Consider the following 19,560-nt stretch of genomic DNA (forward strand, 5'->3'; position numbering starts at 1 on the left):
CCTATATGTTTTTTGAATTAATTATTCTTTCCATCAAATTTAACTCCTGACTGGAAAAGCCACTCATTTTCAGAGTTTCTACTATATTTTTTGCATAATTATATTTATTTATTTTCATAGCAGCTTTTATTTTAATTAAACTCATATCAATAAAAAATTTTTCATTAACCTTGATTTTTAGACATTCATCATAATTTCCAGAATCAAATAATGCTTTTAAGTAATAATAATATGTTTCTTCAGTTTCGAATCCATTTTCTATACATTTTTTAAAATTTTCCAGAGCAGATTTTGAATCGTTTTTCAATAAATAACAAACACCGAGATTATGATATATAAGAGGATTTTCTGAATTTTCATTTAAAGCCAACAGGTAATTTTTTATTGCTAATTCGACATTGTTTAAACCTAAATATTTATTTCCTAACTTTAAATAGTAATTACTTTTATTCTGCAATTCCAACACCTTCCGAATAATAATACATAGTATCGCTTATTATTTTACTATCTATTTGTAAATAAATCTTTACCGGCCTAATTCCTGGAGCAATAGGAGGAAAAATTTTGTAAGTAATATTTTGTATTATTTTTTTATTATTATTTATATAATTCTCAAACACATTGAAATAATCATTTGGAACAATACATCCCCCAGTTAAATTTATAAGCTTTCTAACTTTTTCACTGACAGGATTATTTGTAATTACATATAAAGACATATTTGTAAATATAAAAGGAGTAATATTTTTAATATTAATGTATTTTTCAAAGTTAGAATTTTCTTTATCATTTAAAATAACGATAGAATCATTCTTCAAAAGAGGCAACATTTCTAAAAACAAGTGTTCCATATTATCAAATTTATAAAAATAAGGTGTTTTTAATTTTTTCTGATATGTAAATGCATATCTTCCTTCAGAATCAGTGATATAAATCTTTTTATCAATAAAGTCTATCAAATTACTTTCAGGAGAAATAGTGCTTATTTTTAAATTTAATGTCATATTTGGAATGTTAAAATCAATTCCATATAAAAATACATAGTATGGTATAGCATCAGAAATAAAATCAATACGATCTATTACTAATTCATATTTTTTATAATCAAATTTCATTAATATACCATTCTTATAATTTAATAAATAGGGAAAATTAAATAATTTAATGAATTTATTATTTTGAAATAAATAAGTACCATCATTCATAAAAGAAATTAGATAAATATTATATGGAAGTGAAATAACCTTTAAAGGAAAATGTTTATTTTTTAGAGGGATAATTTCTACAATTTTTTTTGAAATGGTAGAATAGACAATTATTTGTTTATTCTTAATATCTAATAAATTTATTCTATTATTACTGTAACTACCTGAAGTTATGACATATTTGCTATTTAAAGGTATTTTTTCCAGAAGGTTTCCGTTATAATCAAGAATTAAAATACTGTTGTTTTGTGCATAATAAGTCCAAAACCTGCCTATTCTATCCAACCCAATCAATAAAAGATTATTATAATCATTTAATTTTTGAAAATAAAAGTCTTTTTGTTTTGAAAAATTTTTTATGACATAGAGTCCTGTACTTCCAGAAATATAGAAATAATCAGTTCTATTATCATAATATAATTTAAATGGAACAAACGACTTATCAATAGCCTTTGGTAATTTTATCCAGTTTTCATATGAATTATCCAGGTTTGTGTAATATATTAATCTGTTTTGTATGTCCAATAGATATACAAAAGAATTTACTACAACAAAATCATTAGCAATAAAAAATTTCTCATTAGCATTTATAATATTTTCAATTTTTTTAAGCTCTTTAATTTTTACTTGTGGTGAGCTTGTTTTTTCTATATTATTTAAAGATTTAATAAAGTTCAAAAGTGAAATGGCTTCGCCATTTGATGGAGAAAAAAATAAAATATTATTTAAATCTTCCTTAGCTTTTTCCACATTTCCTAATAAAAGGTCGAGTTTTGCAGCATAATACCAAAAATATGGAACATCTTTTAAGTAAATTTGATTTGTCATAGCTTCTTCTAATTTTAAACGTGCTTCGTATTTTTTTCCAGCAAAAAAATCACTTAGGCTCTCTGAAAATAATTTTCGAGCCATTTTTTCGCTTTCTGTTAAAGTTTGTGAAAAAGCTAAAGAGCATAATAATATGAATATAATCAATAGTCTTTTCATTTTTTAAATGATTTTTTAAATATTTCAACTATATCAGTTTTTCTTTCAGTCTTATTTAATAACCTTTCTATATTTGATTTATGTTTATAAATACTTAACAAAGCTAAAAGTACATTTAATATACCGAGTTTTGGTGAATAAATAAAGCTCAATAACCCTATTACAGATAATGTTGTGATAGAAGCTAACGATACATATTTTGTTGTTAGAGTCAAAGGGAGCCATAATAAATAAAAAATCAATGCTAATACAGGATTTAATGCAAAATAAGTGCCAACTGTTGAAGCCACGCCTTTACCACCCTTAAATTTTAGCCATATTGGGTAAATATGACCAATTACAGAAAAAAATGCCACGAAATATGCAATATTTCCACTGTATTTTAAGGCTAAATAAGTTGGAATAAATGATTTTAAAAGGTCCAATATCATACTTAAAACACCGTAAAACGCACCGGCATTTCTTAATACATTAGTACCACCAACATTACCGCTTCCAACTTTGGTAATATCAATTCCTTTAAGGCGTGCAATGATGAAACTAAAAGGTATAGAGCCACATAAATAACCAAATAATATCCATAAAAAAGCTGTCAATATAATCACCTCGTTATTTACTTCTGTTTTTAAATTTTATAAATATTGGAGAACCAATAAACGGATCAATATATCTTCTGATCATATTTTGTATAGCTCTTTGATATGATTTAGGGATTTGTTGTGGCATATTACTGAAAAATGTAAATACAGGTGGTTTTACGTCAACCTGTGTTCCATAATAAATTTTTATACGTTTCCCTTTTCTAACAGGTGGCGGAGAAACCATCATAAACCTTTCTAACGCTGCATTTAATGCGCTTGTGGGAATTCTTCTTGTATAAGATTTGTATGCAGTATCAATTGCATCCATTAATTTTTCAATTCCCCAATGTTTTGCAGCAGAAGTAAAAATAACAGGGCTATAATTTACAAAATATAATTCTTTTTCAAATAAAGTTAAATATTCTTCTATTCTTTTATCATGATATTTAACAAGATCCCATTTGTTGAATGCTATTACAGTAGCTTTTCCCCTATTTTCGGCTGTTCCCACAACTTTTTTATCCTGTTGAGTAATACCCTCAACTGCATCTATAAGCAGAACTACAACATCAGAATTTTCAATAGCTCTAATAGTTCTAACAGTACTATACATTTCAACGCTACCATACTTGGTTTTTGATTTTCTTTTTAAACCTGCCGTATCGATAAACAAATATTTTTGTCCATTTATTTCCACCATCTCATCAATGCTATCTCTTGTTGTTCCAGGAACATCTGAGACAATAGCCCTTTCAATACCAGTAATAGCATTAAATAAAGAAGATTTTCCAGCATTAGCTCTACCGATTAAAGCCACACGTATTACATCTTCATGGTTTTCATCTTTTGCGTTATAATGAGGAATTTTCTCGAATATTTTATCAATTAATTCATCCAGGTTTTTATTATGTTCTGCGGAAATTGGAATAGGATCACCTAAACCAAGTGTATAAAGTTCAGGTAAAATATTAATTTCAAATTTATCATATGATTCCACTTTATTAGCAACAAGTAAAACTTTATCTTTTACTTTTCTCAACACATTTGCTAAATAATGATCTTCTGCAGTTAATCCATTTTTCCCATCCACTATAAATAATATTAAGTCAGAATCACCTAAAGATTCCATAACTTTATTTTTTGCAGTTTCTTCCAGTTCATTGGCTGGTTCTTCAAAAATACCGCACGTGTCAACTAAGGTGAAGGCACGCCCATCATAGCGTGCCTCACTAAATATTTGGTCTCTAGTAACTCCTGGATAATCCATTACAATAGCTTTTTTTTCTTTAATCAACCTATTAAATAAAGTTGATTTACCTACATTTGGTTTTCCAATTATTAGCACAACTGGTTTCATTTATTTCACCTCTATTATTTTAATAAACTTACAACCATACTTCCTTTTTGTTCTTCGTTTTCAAATTCAATAGAAAGGATTTCACCTTCAACAGTACTACCAATTTCCAAAACGTTTTCTATACTATCATTTTCACCTAAATTGATTTTTGACTTAGGTATAAATGCTTCAACTTCATAATCATCAATAAGAATTACAGCCCCTTTTCCAACATATTTTAAAACTTTACCATTGACTTTATCTCCTGTTTTTAATTCATTTGATACTCTTTTCCATGGGTTTTCTTTTGTTTGCTTAACACTCAATTTGATTTTTCTATTTTCTTTATCTATATGCAATACTTTAACTTTAATTCTATCTCCTTCTTTAAATAAATCTTCAACATTGTCTACGAAATTCCATGACAACTCTGAAACATGAGAAAATCCTGTTAAATTATTATCCAATTTCACAATAATTCCATTTGGTAAAAGTTTTTCAACTTCACCTTCAACTATGTCTCCTTCTTTAATTTTTTCTTCAATGTTTTCCCATGGATCACCTAATACTTGTTTATAGCTTAATGTAATCTTCTTTTTATCTTTGTCAATGGAAAGAACCTTAACTTTAACAAAATCACCGACTTTAACAATATCTTCTATTCTACCTTTTCCAGTCCAGAAAATTTCTGATTCATGAACAAGTCCCTCAACACCTTCATCTAATTTAATAGCAAAACCAAATGGGAAAATATCTACAACTTCACCAGTGACAATCGAATCAACAGGGAATTTCTTTTCAACTTCTTCCCATGGATCATTTTTTAATCTTTTAACTGAAATTGAAACTTTTTTGTTTTCTTTATCAAGCTTTACAATAACACCTTTTATTTTATCACCAATATTATAAACTTTTGTATGATCGAATTTTTTATCCCATGATAGCTCGCTTTTTGGAGCTAAAGCAGTTACATAAGGACTTAAATTAACAAATAGCCCAAATTCTTTTATTCCACTTATTATACCTTCAACAATCATGTTTAAATGATGATTATTGAAAAATTCCTCAACATACTTATCTATCAACCCTTTTCTTGATACAACAATATTAATTCTTTTTCTCCTTTTTTCATTTTTCAATACGAGAAAATCCATTTCTTCTCTTGGGAAATCAGAATGAGGATTCAGCATAGATAAAGATCCTGGTAAAAAAGCATTGATAACATTTTCCAATTCAACAATATACCCTTTTGCTACTTTTTCAATGATTCTACCTTTAACGACTTTTCCTTCTACTATTTCATCGATAATAGCATCTCTTTTAGCAGCTTTTTCAGAACCAAATGCCTGTCCTTCAGCTTCATTAATTTTTAATAATTTAACAGTGATCTTATCTCCTAATTTATATTCTTTGATGTTATTTAATAAATAATCTTTTCCAACATATACGTCAAAAGGTTTTCCTTCTGCTGAAACAAATAAACCATCAGAACTAATTGAAATAATTTCGCCGTTAATTATATCCCCCTTTTTTATTTGAAATTCTGTTTCCTCGCTTAAAAGTTTTTCGAATTCGCTTTTATCTCCAACCATCAAAAACCCCTCCTTAAAAATTCAATAACTTCATTGATAGATTTATTTGGTGTAGAGGTACCCGTTAAGATACCTATTTTTTTAAATTTTGATAAATTTTGCTCTTTTAATTCATTAACCGAGTCTATATGAATAGAATTTTCATTATATTTTTTAGATATTTCATACAGTTTTCTTGTATTTGAACTATGTTTTCCTCCTATTATTATAACAAATTCTGCCCAAATTGCAATATCTTTTGCTTCATTTTCTCTTATTTTTGTTTCGTAACAAATCGTATCTTTTATAATTAATTCATTATATTCTGATATTTGTGCAATATTAGAAGCAAAATTTTTAAAATTATGATAATCCATTGTTGTTTGTGTAATAATACAGATTTTATTATGTTTGAAAGGGATTGGTTCTTTTATAATTTCAATTTTATTTTCATCAATATTGCCTTTTAATCCAATCATTTCAGCATGTTCCTTTTTCCCATATGCAACAATAAAATATCCTTTTTGTTGCATTTCATAAGCGTAATTAAACACTTTTTCTACAATAGGACATGTTAAATCTATTATTTTATAAAAATGTTCACTTAAAAATTTTTTATCTTTTTTGGGAATACCATGTGCGCGTATTATGCATATAGACTCTTTTGAATCTAAAGGTAATTCTCTTAAAGAATAAAAGAAATTAACACCTCTGGATATGAGTTCGTTTTTTACTTCATTATTATGAACTAGATCTCCATAAATATATACTTTTTTATTTTTGTCAACTAATTCCAAGGCTTTTTCATATGCTCTTTCGACACCATAACAAAAGCCCACTTTTGACGCAAGTTTTATTTCCACACAATCACTCCAAATTTATTTTATTTAAAATAATATTTTTTATTTCTTTTACAACAGTTTCGATATTTTTTCCTGTAGTATCTACTATAATTGCATCATCGGCTGGTTTTAAAGGAGCAATTTTTCTAGTGGAATCTGCCTTATCTCTTTTTTCAATGTCTTTTAAAATATCTTCTAGTTTTACATTTTTCCCTTTTCCGATTAATTCTTTATAACGCCTTTCTGCTCTTTCTTGAATAGAAGCGGTTAAAAATATTTTTACTTCAGCGTCAGGCAATACTACGGTACCAATATCTCTACCATCGATAACAACACCATGTTTTTTTGCAATATTTCTCAAAATTTCATTTACTTTTTCACGAACAAACGGATTTTTTGCCACAATAGAAGCGGCTTTTCCGATTTCTGGAGTTCTAATCTGAAAATCTAGTTTTTCATCAAAAAGATAATAATCACCATTTATAATTTTCACGTTAAAAGTTTTCAACGCATTTATTATATCATTTTCATTATTTAAATCAAAATTTTTCTTCTTTAGATAATAGCCAAAAGCTCTATATAATGCACCGCTATCTAAATAATATAAATTGAATATTTGCGCAATTTTTTTTGCAATAGTACTTTTGCCTGATCCAGCTGGCCCATCAATAGCTACATTGAAGTTACTCATTACATACCTCCTCAAAGATCTAATTTAATCTTTAATTCTTTCAATTGTTTTTCAGAAACAGCTGAAGGTGCTTCTGTCATTGGATCTGAACCACTTGCAGTTTTTGGGAAAGCAATAACTTCCTTAATAGATTCTTCTCCGGCCATTATTGCAATTAATCTATCAAATCCTATAGCTGCTCCTCCGTGAGGTGGCGGTCCATATTTAAATGCTTCAATTAAAAATCCAAATTTTTCATTTATTTCTTTTTCTGATAAACCAATTAATTCAAAAATCTTATTTTGTAGATCTCTTCTATGAATTCTTATACTGCCACTTGCCATTTCATACCCATTAATAACCAAATCATAACATTGTGCTCTTATTTTTAATGGGTCAGAATCTGCATATTTTTCAAATTCATCTAATTTTGGCATGGTAAATGGATGATGTTCAGCAACCAATCTATTTTCTTCTTCATCCCATGCAAACATAGGGAAATCAACAACCCATAATACATCAAATCCATCTTTTTTATCCATTTCTTCTCTAATTAATTTAACTCTAATATGTCCTAAAATTTTATTTATTTCTTCTCTATTACCAACTAAAACAAATGCAATATCATTTTCTTTTAAAATATTATCTTCAACCATTTTATTTAATTCTGGTTCGGCAATTTTTTTAATAGATGATTTTATATTACCTTTTTCATTTTTTACCCATATTAATCCACCTGCGCCAACGGATTTTGCAAATTCTGTATATTCATCTATTCTTTTTCTTGAAAATTTATCAGCTTTATTTTCTAAAACAATTCCTCTAACTTTTTCTCCTTTTTCAATTGCATTTTTAATAAATGTTGCTCCAGTATTCTCAAATCTGTTTGTAAAATCTTGTATTTCTAATCCATATCGTGTATCTGGCTTATCAGAGCCATATTTATCCATTACTTCATCATATGTAAATCTTCTAAGAGGTAATTTTAAATCATAATTAACTAATTCTTTAAATAATTTTTTTAATAATCCTTCTGTTAAATTTAAAATATCATCCATTTCTACAAATGACATTTCAAAATCTATTTGTGAAAATTCAGGTTGTCTATCTGCTCTAAAATCTTCATCTCTAAAACATCTTGCAATCTGGAAATATCTATCAAATCCAGAAACCATCAATAATTGTTTGAATAATTGTGGTGATTGAGGTAAAGCATAAAAAGATCCTGGTTTTAATCTTGATGGAACTAAGAAATCTCTGGCACCTTCTGGAGTACTTTTAGTTAAATAAGGAGTTTCAATTTCCATAAAATCATTTTCAGAAAAATATTGTCTTGTAATTTGTAAAGCTTTATGTCTTAATAATAAATTATTTTTCATTTTGTCTTTTCTTAAATCCAAATATCTATATTTTAATCTTAAATTTTCAGATGTTTCCTCGTCTTTATTTACATAAATTGGTGGGGTTTCAGATTCAGATAGAATTTCCAAATCTTCAACTAATATTTCAATTTCACCCGTTTTCATATTTTTATTAATAGCATCTTCAGGTCTTTTTCTAATTTTTCCTTTTATAGCTATAACATATTCATTACCAACTTCTTTAGCAATATCATATATTTTCTTATTTTCTGGATCGATAACAAATTGGATTTTCCCATATCTATCTCTTAGTAATCCAAACTTAATGCCACCCAAATCCCTGATTCTCTCTACCCAACCATTCAAAATAACAGTTTTTCCGATATTTTTACTATTCAATTCACCGCATTTATGAGTTCTTTTTAAACGCATTTGAACACCTCCAGATTTATATATTTTTAAGGAATTTGTTATAATAATATAGAAAATAAAATTAGTATCATCTATATTCTAAAAAAGTTTATTAAAGTATATCATAAAAATGTGTCTAAAAATACCAATTTATTTTACCATTTTTTTTGAATTTTGTGGTAAAATAGTACTGAGAGTTTGAAAATAATAAAAATTTTTTGGAGGTGTTAGGATGAAAAAGCTTTTAATCATTTTAATGGTATTAGCTTTGGCTGTGTTTTCATTCGCAGCAACAACTTATAAGGATGTTCCTGTTAATCACTGGGCATTCGATTCAATTGAAAGATTATCATCATTAGGAATTATTGAAGGATTTCCAGATGGAACATATCAGGGATTATCTCAAGTAAATAGATACCAACTTACAGTAGCTTTAGACAGAGCATTAAAGTATGTAGAACAACAGTTATTTGCAACATTGGCCGAAAAGGTAGTTACACTGGATAAACAAGTTCAACAAATATCCAAACAATCAAAAGGATTATCAAAAGATGAAGTAAATGCAATGATTAAAAGTGCAATGGCAAATATTGACACAACTTCTTTAGATAATAAAATTAACGAATTAGAAGCATCAATAAATGAATTGAAGAGTGCATATGATGTTATTAGCTTTTTAAGTTCAAAGATCGATAATGTTGAAAAGAAAGTATCTGCGTTAGAATCAAACAAAACAGTTGAACAAAAAATTGCATCTTTAGAAAATGACTTAAATACATTAAAATCATTATCAACGGATTTAGATGCATTAAAGAAAGATGTTGCTTCAAATAAAGCAGCAATAGAATCAATAGGTGTTTTAGCAAATAAATTAGCAGATTTAGAAACAAAAGTAAATGCAATTGATTTAGATTCTGTTAAATCAGAAATATCTGCTTTTGAATCTAAATTAGCTTCAAAAGCAGATATGGATTCAGTAAATACTGCTATTGATACAAAAGTAGCAGAATATTTAAAGGATTATGCAAAATTATCAGATTTAGAAAATTTAAATATCGATTCTTTAGTAAACAGAGTTGCTTCAGTTGAAACAGACTTAAATACATTAAAAACCAATATGACAAAAATTGATGAATTAAGTACAAATCTTGAAAGTGTAAAGACTTCAGTAAATGCAAATTCAGAAAAAATAAAAGAACTAGGATTAAGGTTTGATAATTATGTAACAAAAGACACATTAAAAGAATATCCAACATTTGCAGATTTGAAACAATATGCAACATTAGGCGATTTAAATGCATCATTGAAAAATTATGCATTAAAAACAGATTTAAGCAAATATGCAGTAGCAGCTGATGTTGATTCTAAACTTGGAAATTACGTGACAAAAACAGATTTAGAAGCACAATTAGAGAAATACGCAACATCAGATTCTATTGTTGATAAAGCAAGAGTAGATAAAATTGAAAAAACTGCGAATCAAGCAAATATTTTAGCCTGGTTAGGAATATTAGCAGGTGTTGCAGGAATTGCTATTTACTTTATTAATCCTTCTAATTATTAATATTATTATTAATAATCCCTTCGAATTTATTTCGAGGGGATTTTTTAATTTTATGATATAATATAATATAAATTAATAATAATCCTTTTGGAGGTGAACTATGAAAAGAGATAAAAATTTTAGCTGGAAAGAAAAGTTTGATGAATATAAAAATAACGATGAAATGAAAGAAGAATTAAATAAATTTAGATCCGGATATTATAGAAGGAATGACGATTGTACAGAATGTTTGCAATGTATAGGAACAATTGCTGTTGCTGATACATGTTGTGAATGTGCTGGAGGAGATCTTTGCCCGTGCATTTAATAAAGAATAAAATTGTTCAAACCAGCGTATATTTAGTAATTGCATTTCTGTTATATATGATTTCAAAAATTTTTCATATAGCACCAAATATAATACCTTTATTGTTACCAATTTTCATACCACTGTTGAATAATCTTTATCATTCTATTATTTTCACAGTGGGATTTTTCTTTTTGAATTTATTTGTTGGATTACATATGCAAGTTTTACCATTAATTCTATTATTTTTCTTGCCTTTAATTTTGTTTATCTATTCAAAAAAATACATATACTCCATAATTACTTCCATTATTTCAATATCTATTTTTTTATCTTTTTTTAAATTTTTGATTCCTTCTTTTTTAAAGGAAAATAAAATATTATATATATTATCCATTTTATCTTATTTAATCGGAATCCATATATATAACATTATAATTATTGAATTATCAACAAGAGTAAAAAAATATTTGAATAAATATTTGGAGGGGTAATATGAAAAAAACTATATTATTATTTTTTCTGGTTTTATCTATATTATTGTATTCTGATAGTGACCCGTTTTCAATGCCAGATATTAATACTGATGTAAACATGGATATTAGCATGGATAATATGTTTGATACAGATTTATTTTCTGAAGATTTTAATAAATATTTTGAAGAAATGAATCAAGAATGGAATGAGCATTTGCAATATATGGACGAACAATGGAGAAAATTATACGAAGAAAGTCAAAAAGAGTGGGATAAATATTATGAAGAATATGCTAAACAAGAAGCAGAATTTATGAAGAAATTTGAAAAAATATGGGGTGAAACCTTCGAATATACACCTGATAAATGGTACGATTTTTCCGATGATTTAAAATCTTTTAGTATAGTCACTTTTAAAGGTGATGAGAAAAATAAATATGGATATGTAGAAGTTAAGATCATAACTGATAAAAATGAATCTAAGCAAGAAATTGAAAAGAAAATAAAGAAACAGGCAGAAAAAACTATTAATAAAAAAGATGAATATACAAAAAAACCTATTTTGGATAATCTTGTTAAGAAAGAAGATATAGAGAAATCTAAAATAGTAAAAGAAAAAGAAATAAATAACAAAGTTGTTTATATAGCGAAAATTCCCATTATAAATAATCCATTTTTAGAAAGAGCAAAAGGATATATTCCTTTAATTACAGAGATGAAAAATAAATATGGAATACCAAGACCATTTATTCTCTCTATAATACAGAAAGAATCTTCATTTTTACCAAAAGCAAAATCAAGAAGTGGAGCATTAGGATTAATGCAATTAATTCCAAGATATGCTGCTACTGAAGCATACATTTACTTATATAAAAGAAAACCTAATCCAAGATCATTAGTATATGAACTATATGATCCAGAAAAAAATGTGTTATATGGAACAACCTATATATATTTATTGCATAAAAGATATTTTAAATTCGAAAAAGAATATGCAAAAAGGAAATATATGGTTATTGCCAGTTATAATATGGGGCCTGTTGCAATTTCTAAAAAAGTAAGAAGTTTAAATATTGATAATATGAATTTATCTTCGCTGTATAATTATTTATTAAATAACACTAGAAAAGAAACATCTGATTACTTAAAAAAAGTTTTACAATATGAAAGAAAATGGAATAAAATTTATCCTTAGGGGAGTGATTATATGAGAAAAAGAATTTTAGGTAAAACTAATGAAAAGTTATCTGTTGTTGGATTTGGGGGAATAATTTTAGATGGATTAGATGAAAAAACTGCACAGAAGTATATAGATGCTGCTATTGATTATGATGTAAATTATTTTGATGTATCACCTTCTTATGGGAATGCAGAAGAAGTTATGGGGCCTGTTTTGGAAAAATATAGAAAAAAAATTTTTTTATCATGTAAAACAGATTCATATGATTATGCCAACGTAAAAAAGGATTTGGAAACGTCTTTAAAGAAATTAAAAACAGATTATTTTGACTTATATCAATTTCATGCAATTACTGAAATTAGAGAAGTAGATATGATTTTTTCACAGGGGGGAATAGATGCATTAATTGAAGCTAGAGAAAAGGGTTTAATAAAATATATTGGTTTTTCTTCACATTCTCAAGAAGCAGCTTCAGCTATGATGGATAGATTTGATTTTGACACTATCATGTTTCCTGTAAATTTTGCTAATTGGGAAAAAGGTTATTTTGGTGAAATTGTATTAAAAAAAGCTAAAGAAAAGAATATGGGGATTATTGCCATAAAAACATTAGCAAAAAGAAAATGGTTAGAAAACGAAAACAGAGGTAATCTTAGAACATGGTATAAACCTGTTGAAAATAAAGAAGAAGCAGAATTGGCTATGAAATTCACATTATCTAAAGGGGTTACAACCTGCGTTAGTCCAAATGATTTTGAAAGATTTACCTGGATGTGTGAAATAGAAAAAGAACTTGATGAGACACTTTCGGAAAATGATATGAAAAAAATACATGAACTAATAAAAGAATTGAACCCTGTTTTTCCATTGTTAAAAAGGGATTAAAAAAGCTCCGGATTGAACCGGAGCTTTTTTAATTATTTGGATTTTGTGTATCTTCTGGATTTGGTCCAGGATTTGCACCAGCATTAGCTGTTTGTTGTGCTTGTTGATAAATAAATTGTCCTAATTTCATTGATTCATTTTTCAAATCTTCCATAACAATCTTTAATTTTGCAATATCATTCTTATTTATAGCATCTCTTACCTCATTAATTAATGACTCTAATCTTGTTCTTTGATCTTCTGGAACTTTATCTTTATTTTCATTAATTAACTTTTCTACTTGATATGCTAAATCATCAGCCTGGTTTTTAAGCTCAATTTCTTCTCTCTTTCTCTTATCTTGTTCTTCATATTCTTGAGCTTCTCTAATCATTCTTTCAATATCTTCTGAAGATAGTTTGTTTCTTCCTGTAACAACCATTGATTGTTGTTTTCCAGTACCTAAATCTTTAGCTGAAACATTAACAATACCATTAGCATCTATATCAAATGAAACTTCTATTTGTGGAACTCCTCTTGGTGCTGGTGGTATTCCAGTTAATTTAAAGCTTCCTAAAAAGAAATTATCTCTTGCAAGAGGTCTTTCTCCCTGGAATACTCCAATTTCAACTTCAGTTTGGAAGTCTGCTGCTGTTGTAAATACTTTACTTTTTCTAATTGGTATTTTACTATTTTTTGGAATAATAACTTCCATTAATCCACCTTTAACTTCAACACCTAAAGACAGTGGTGTAACATCAACCAATACTAAGTCTTGTTCAGTATTACCTGTCATGATAGCTGCCTGAACTGCAGCACCTACAGCAACAGCTTCATCAGGGTTAACACCTTTACTTGGTTCTTTCTGGAATATTGATTTTACCAATTCTTGTACAGCAGGAATTCTTGTAGAACCACCAACTAACAATACATCATCAATTTCCTGAGCTGATAATCCAGCATCTTTTAATGCTGTTTCTATTGGGCCTCTTGTTGATTCAACTAAATCTCTTACCAATTCTTCGAATTTCTTTCTTGTTAATGTTTTTTGTAAGTGAACTGGTTGCCCGTTAACTACCGTAATAAATGGTAAATTAATTTCTGTTTCTAATTTTGTTGATAATTCAATTTTTGCTGTTTCTGCAGCTTCTTTTAACCTTTGCATTGCCTGCCTATCACCAGATATATCAGAACCATGTTCTTTCTTAAACTCTTCTACTAACCAATTAATGATTCTTTGGTCAAAATCGTCACCACCAAGATGGTTATTACCTGATGTAGAAACTACTTCAATAACTCCTTCTCCAACATCCAAAATAGAAACGTCAAACGTACCTCCACCAAGGTCATATACTACGATTTTTTTATCTTCGTGAACTTTGTTCAAACCAAATGCTATTGATGCAGCTGTAGGTTCATTTATAATTCTCAAAACTTCTAAACCTGCAATTTCTCCAGCTTCTTTTGTTGCTTGTCTTTGCGCGTCGTTGAAATATGCTGGAACTGTGATAACAGCTTTTTTGATTTTACCACCCAAATATGCTTCAGCATCTCTTACTAATTTTTGCAAAACAAAAGCGCTAATTTGTTGTGGGGTGAAACTTTTGTTATCAACAGTCACTTTATAATCTGAACCCATTTTTCTTTTAATTGATCTAATTGTTCTTTCTGGATGTAGAACGACTTGTCTTTTTGCAGGTTCGCCTACAATAACTGTTCCGTCTTTTGAAAAATGTACAATCGAAGGTGTTGTTCTTTTACCTTCGGCATTAGGTATAACTTCAACGTTTCCATCTGGCTTCATCCATGCTATTGCTGAGTTGGTTGTACCAAGGTCAATACCAACTACATATTCTTTTTCGGCCATATTATCTACCTCCTTAATTTAAACTTTTGATTTCCGTATATATTATACTCCAAAAAAAGGAAAAATGTTCAATTGAAATATTTTTTTAACAAACTTTTATAATTAACTAATAATAAATATTATAGCTATATATAATTTTTAATTTACCAAAATTTATAGCAATCTTAACTATAGATTGCTATAAAAATAAAATCAAAAAGAATAGATTCCATTATATTAATTTATTCTTTTTTTAACAAAATCTATGTTATAATTATAATAATAAAAACAACAATGAAAGGGGAGTGAAATTATGAAGCTCATAGAAAAAATATTAGAAGAACTATTAAAAAAGTCTGTCGAAAAGATATATCCTGAAATTGAAATAAAAAATCCTATAGTTCAAAGAACAGCAAATGAAAATTTTGGAGATTTTCAAACTAATTTTGCAATGATTAATGCTAAAAATTTGAAGAAATCTCCAAGAATAATTGCTCAAGAAATAATAGATAATATTCCTGAAAATGAAATTATAGAAAAAATTGATATTGCTGGACCAGGATTTATTAATATCTATGTAAAAAATGAATTTCTTGTTAGCTATTTATCAAAAATAGAAAAAGAAGACCCTGATTTTTCATTTATTGAAGACAAAGGAACTGTAGTAATAGATTACTCTTCCCCAAACATAGCTAAACCTATGCATATAGGTCACTTAAGAAGTACTGTAATTGGCGATTCAATAAAAAGAATATACAAATATTTGGGATATGATGTTATAGGAGATAATCATTTAGGAGATTGGGGAACGCAGTTTGGAAAGTTAATTGTAGCGTATAGATTATGGCTAGATAAAGAAAATTATGAAAAAGATCCAATTGGAGAGATGGAAAGAATATATGTAAAATTCGAAAAAGAATCAGAAAATAATCCGGATTTATTAGAAGAAGCAAGACAGGAATTAAAAAAATTGCAGGATGGAGATCCAAAAAACAGAAAACTCTGGCAAGAATTTATTGATTTATCATTAAGAGAATATAATAAAATTTATAAAAGAATGGATATAGAATTTGATACTTATTATGGTGAATCACATTATCATAATATTATGCCAGAAATAGTAAAAATGTTATTAGAAAAAGGTATTGCTACATATAGTGAAGGAGCAGTTGTTGTGTTTTTTGATGAAAAGGAAAATCTTCCACCAGCCATAATACAAAAGAAAGATGGTGCTTTCTTATATGCAACATCAGATTTAGCATGTATAAAATTCAGAAGGGAAACATATCACCCAAATAGAATATTATATGTAACAGACGAAAGACAACAAACACATTTCAAACAAGTATTTAATATTGCAAGAAAGTTAGGTTGGGATGATAATTATCAACATATATGGTTTGGATTAATGAGATTTGCTGACGGAGTATTTTCTACAAGAAAAGGTAATGTAATAAAATTAGAAGAACTGTTGAACAAGGCAGTAGAAAAGGCAAGAGCAATTATTGAAGAGAAAAATCCTAATTTAACAGAAGAGGAAAAAAATGAAATTGCTGAAGTAATTGGTATAGGTGCAGTTAAATATGCAGATTTAAGTCAAAATAGAATTAGTCATATAATTTTTGATTGGGATAAAATGTTAGCTTTTGATGGCAACACAGCACCATATTTATTATACACGTATGCAAGGATCCAATCATTAAAAAGAAAAGCAAAAGATAATGGGTATACATTGGAAAATGCAGAACTAATAATAAATGAAAAATTAGAAAGAAAATTGGGCTTATTATTAACGCAATTGCCAATAGTAGTAATGAGGGCAGCAGAAGATTATAAACCTAATCTAATAGCAGATTACTTATTTGAATTAGCCCAAACTTATAATTCATTCTATAATAATTTACCTGTATTAAAAGAAGAAGAAAAAATATTAAAATCAAGATTATTACTATCACACTTAGCAGGTGAAGTTTTAAGAAAAGGATTAGATTTATTAGGAATAAAAGTTGTAGATAAGATGTAAGGAGTGAAATAAATGATATATTCTGTAGTTTTTTCAATACTATTATCGGGATTAGCTGCTTATTATTTAAAAGCTAATATACTTTTTATGGTTTTATCTGTAATATTAGGATTAATAACAGCCATATTTTCATTTTTATCTAAAAAATATGATAAACTAACAATTACTTTTTTGTTCATAGGTCTTTTATTATCAGTATTTGGTATAATAAGGAGTTTTAATATAGACTTATTTATAGTATTGGTTTTAGGTTCAACCATATTTTCTTCATTATATAATTATAAAAATAGTAAGATATTCATCACATTAGCTTGGTTAATAAACGCTATTGCTATAGGGACATACATATATGTAAATATTTCAACTGCTTCTGCTTTGATTATAGGCATATTGGTATTTGCTTCAGGATTAAGAGATATACTACCAAAGAAGAAAGCTGAGGAGGATATAGTTGAAAAAGATAATCTTTAGACTTTTTAAATCCAATAGATATTCGATCGTTGCTTTAATTGCAGCAATTGAAAAAGAAAATATAAATATAGAAACAATATTAGAAAAAAACTTTAAAAAAATATTAGATTATAATCCAGAAGATACTTTAATAGTTTATTCTTTTATGAGTTTTGATATCTTTGATGTAGAAAAAGAAGTTCCTATATTAAAAGAAAAAGGATTTAAAGTTATAGCAGGTGGGCCACATCCAAGTGCTATGCCTGAAGAAACATTAAAAATAGGTTTTGATCATATATTTGTTGGTGAAGGTGAAAAAACCTTCACCAATTTTTTGAAAAATGGATCTAATGAAAGAATAATATATTCCAAAGAATTTGTTGATTTAAATTTTTATCCACCTTATGCAATTAAAAATAAACATTTTATGCCAATTGAAATTACAAGAGGGTGTCCCTTTGTATGTGGATATTGTCAAACACCTAATCTTTTTGGAAGAATAGTCAGACACAGAGATGTAGATATTATAATTGAATATGCAAAAGAAGGAATAAAACACAATAGAAAAATTGCAAGGTTTATTACTCCAAATTCATTTGGCTATGGATCAAAAAATGGTGTTATTCCAAATGTAGAAAAGATTGAAGAATTATTATTTAATTTAAAAAAAATAGGGATGGAAGAAATATATTTGGGGTCTTTTCCATCTGATGTAAGACCGGAATCAGTTACACCAGAAGTTTTGAAAGTAATAAAAAAGTATGTAAATAACAAAATGGTGATTATTGGAGCTCAAAGTGGTAGTGAAAATATATTAAATAAAATAAAAAGAGGACATAATTTAGAAATTGTTGAACATTCATTAGCATTATTACACGAACATGGTTTTATTCCTTATGTAGATTTTATATTTGGATTTCCTTTTGAAACCGAAGAAGATATAAAAAAGACATTTGATTTTATGGATAAAATCACAGAAAAATATAATGCTGTGATTCACTCTCATACGTTTATGCCTTTACCTGGAACTCCTTTATTTAATGTTGGACCTGGTAAATTAAATAAGAAGTATTATAAGAAGTTAGGAGATTTATCAAGAAATGAAAAGTTAGCAGGTTACTGGCATAAACAGGAACAATTATCTATAAAATTATATAATCATTTTTTTGGAGGCGAATAAAATGAAAAAAATGGCAGTATTATTAGTTGTGTTAATCCCATTGTTTATGTTTTCAAAAATTATTATTCAAAAGGATGTTGACTTGAATGGTGATATGATTAATGAAAAAGTTATATTAGAAGGTGATTATATTAGTTCTATTTATATTGATAATCTTAAATTAAGTATTATTGGTAAAGAATCAACAACAATTGAATTAGGATTTGGAGCATATAAACCTACAATGGAATTTTATGATTTTGATGGAGATAAAAAATTAGATATATTTGTAAAAGGATATTCTGGAGGAAGTGGAAATTTTTTATATTACTATCTCTATTCATATGAAAATGGTGAATTATTGAGTTCAAAAGATGAAATATTAGATCTAAAAACATCATTTATGGATAATTTTAAAGCCTTAGTAAAATACCAGGATGCTTTTACCTATCTAGATTTATCAGATAGGAAAGATGAATATATAAAAATGAAAGCATATAATAAATATGGTCAATTTATTGGTAAATTCAAAGAATTATTTATTGATGGAGTAGGAGAATTAGAACCTTTTGATTTTGGAAATGATGGTGTTTATGAATTAAGAGGAACAATAGGAATATCAGGATTATATCATGCTGATAGAATAGGATATGCACATTTTGTTTATTCAGTAAAAGAAAAAAGGATTAGATGGCTTGAAATATCAAAAGTTATTTATGTAAAATAAAACAAGATTTAATATTTGTAG

17 protein-coding genes are annotated in these 19,560 nt (G+C 27.3%); 8 read left to right on the top strand and 9 right to left on the bottom strand.

Features of this window, described 5'->3' with window-relative positions; all coding sequences use genetic code 11:
• Window position 1: 1 nt before the first annotated feature.
• The 8 genes from JRV97_RS09255 to aspS all read right to left on the bottom strand — a co-directional run bounded on the left by JRV97_RS09255 (window position 2) and on the right by aspS (window position 8,985).
• Window positions 2–457 carry a tetratricopeptide repeat protein gene (locus JRV97_RS09255; protein ID WP_280998280.1) on the bottom strand — a complete coding sequence of 152 codons (456 nt, stop codon included), beginning with the start codon at window positions 455–457 and terminating at the stop codon, window positions 2–4.
• Window positions 447–2,117, bottom strand: a complete 1,671-nt coding sequence (locus JRV97_RS09260) for a hypothetical protein (RefSeq protein ID WP_280998282.1) — start codon at window positions 2,115–2,117, stop codon at window positions 447–449. The genes JRV97_RS09255 and JRV97_RS09260 overlap by 11 nt, the downstream gene beginning before the upstream one ends.
• Before the next feature lie 71 nt (window positions 2,118–2,188).
• Window positions 2,189–2,788, bottom strand: a complete 600-nt coding sequence (plsY, locus tag JRV97_RS09265; protein ID WP_280998284.1) for a glycerol-3-phosphate 1-O-acyltransferase PlsY — start codon at window positions 2,786–2,788, stop codon at window positions 2,189–2,191.
• 13 nt (window positions 2,789–2,801) lie between these two features.
• Window positions 2,802–4,130 (bottom strand): ribosome biogenesis GTPase Der, encoded by a 1,329-nt coding sequence (gene der, locus JRV97_RS09270; protein WP_280998286.1) that lies wholly within the window; start codon window positions 4,128–4,130, stop codon window positions 2,802–2,804.
• 14 nt (window positions 4,131–4,144) lie between these two features.
• On the bottom strand, window positions 4,145–5,701 hold the full coding sequence (locus JRV97_RS09275; RefSeq protein WP_280998287.1) for a S1 RNA-binding domain-containing protein: 1,557 nt from the start codon (window positions 5,699–5,701) through the stop codon (window positions 4,145–4,147).
• On the bottom strand, window positions 5,701–6,543 hold the full coding sequence (ispH, locus tag JRV97_RS09280; RefSeq protein ID WP_280998288.1) for a 4-hydroxy-3-methylbut-2-enyl diphosphate reductase: 843 nt from the start codon (window positions 6,541–6,543) through the stop codon (window positions 5,701–5,703). Before ispH ends, JRV97_RS09275 begins: the two co-directional genes overlap by 1 nt.
• Before the next feature lie 4 nt (window positions 6,544–6,547).
• Entirely contained in the window at window positions 6,548–7,213 is a 666-nt protein-coding gene (gene cmk, locus JRV97_RS09285; RefSeq protein ID WP_280998289.1) for a (d)CMP kinase, read from the bottom strand.
• A gap of 11 nt (window positions 7,214–7,224) precedes the next feature.
• Window positions 7,225–8,985, bottom strand: coding sequence for an aspartate--tRNA ligase (gene aspS / locus JRV97_RS09290; RefSeq protein WP_280998290.1), 1,761 nt, complete (start codon window positions 8,983–8,985; stop codon window positions 7,225–7,227).
• A gap of 211 nt (window positions 8,986–9,196) precedes the next feature.
• Between aspS and JRV97_RS09295 the strand changes: the two genes are divergently transcribed.
• The 4 genes from JRV97_RS09295 to JRV97_RS09310 all read left to right on the top strand — a co-directional run bounded on the left by JRV97_RS09295 (window position 9,197) and on the right by JRV97_RS09310 (window position 13,355).
• A complete protein-coding gene (locus tag JRV97_RS09295) occupies window positions 9,197–10,528 on the top strand; it encodes an S-layer homology domain-containing protein (protein ID WP_280998291.1) in 1,332 nt (443 codons plus the stop codon).
• 100 nt (window positions 10,529–10,628) lie between these two features.
• Complete coding sequence (locus JRV97_RS09300; RefSeq protein ID WP_280998292.1) at window positions 10,629–10,835, top strand: hypothetical protein; 207 nt, start codon at window positions 10,629–10,631, stop codon at window positions 10,833–10,835.
• Between the two features lie 474 nt (window positions 10,836–11,309).
• A complete protein-coding gene (locus JRV97_RS09305) occupies window positions 11,310–12,485 on the top strand; it encodes a transglycosylase SLT domain-containing protein (protein WP_280998294.1) in 1,176 nt (391 codons plus the stop codon).
• 12 nt (window positions 12,486–12,497) lie between these two features.
• Window positions 12,498–13,355, top strand: a complete 858-nt coding sequence (locus JRV97_RS09310; protein ID WP_280998296.1) for an aldo/keto reductase — start codon at window positions 12,498–12,500, stop codon at window positions 13,353–13,355.
• Between the two features lie 28 nt (window positions 13,356–13,383).
• Here JRV97_RS09310 and dnaK read toward each other — a convergent pair whose 3' ends face one another.
• Complete coding sequence (gene dnaK / locus JRV97_RS09315) at window positions 13,384–15,201, bottom strand: molecular chaperone DnaK (RefSeq protein ID WP_280998298.1); 1,818 nt, start codon at window positions 15,199–15,201, stop codon at window positions 13,384–13,386.
• A 292-nt stretch (window positions 15,202–15,493) separates the two neighbouring features.
• On the opposite strand from dnaK, the gene argS reads away from it, so the two are divergent.
• Genes argS through JRV97_RS09335 form a run of 4 tightly spaced genes read left to right on the top strand, consistent with a single transcriptional unit; the run spans window position 15,494 to window position 19,539 of the window.
• Window positions 15,494–17,203, top strand: a complete 1,710-nt coding sequence (argS, locus tag JRV97_RS09320) for an arginine--tRNA ligase (protein ID WP_280998300.1) — start codon at window positions 15,494–15,496, stop codon at window positions 17,201–17,203.
• Window positions 17,204–17,215: 12 nt separating this feature from the next.
• Window positions 17,216–17,674 carry a hypothetical protein gene (locus JRV97_RS09325; RefSeq protein WP_280998302.1) on the top strand — a complete coding sequence of 153 codons (459 nt, stop codon included), beginning with the start codon at window positions 17,216–17,218 and terminating at the stop codon, window positions 17,672–17,674.
• Window positions 17,655–18,833: a TIGR04013 family B12-binding domain/radical SAM domain-containing protein gene (locus JRV97_RS09330; protein ID WP_280998304.1), complete on the top strand. Its 1,179-nt coding sequence runs from the start codon at window positions 17,655–17,657 to the stop codon at window positions 18,831–18,833. Before JRV97_RS09325 ends, JRV97_RS09330 begins: the two co-directional genes overlap by 20 nt.
• 1 nt (window position 18,834) lies before the next feature.
• Entirely contained in the window at window positions 18,835–19,539 is a 705-nt protein-coding gene (locus JRV97_RS09335; RefSeq protein ID WP_280998306.1) for a hypothetical protein, read from the top strand.
• The last annotated feature ends 21 nt before the right edge of the window (window positions 19,540–19,560 follow it).

It is taken from the genome of Marinitoga aeolica (assembly GCF_029910535.1).
In the GTDB taxonomy this organism is placed as follows: domain Bacteria; phylum Thermotogota; class Thermotogae; order Petrotogales; family Petrotogaceae; genus Marinitoga; species Marinitoga aeolica.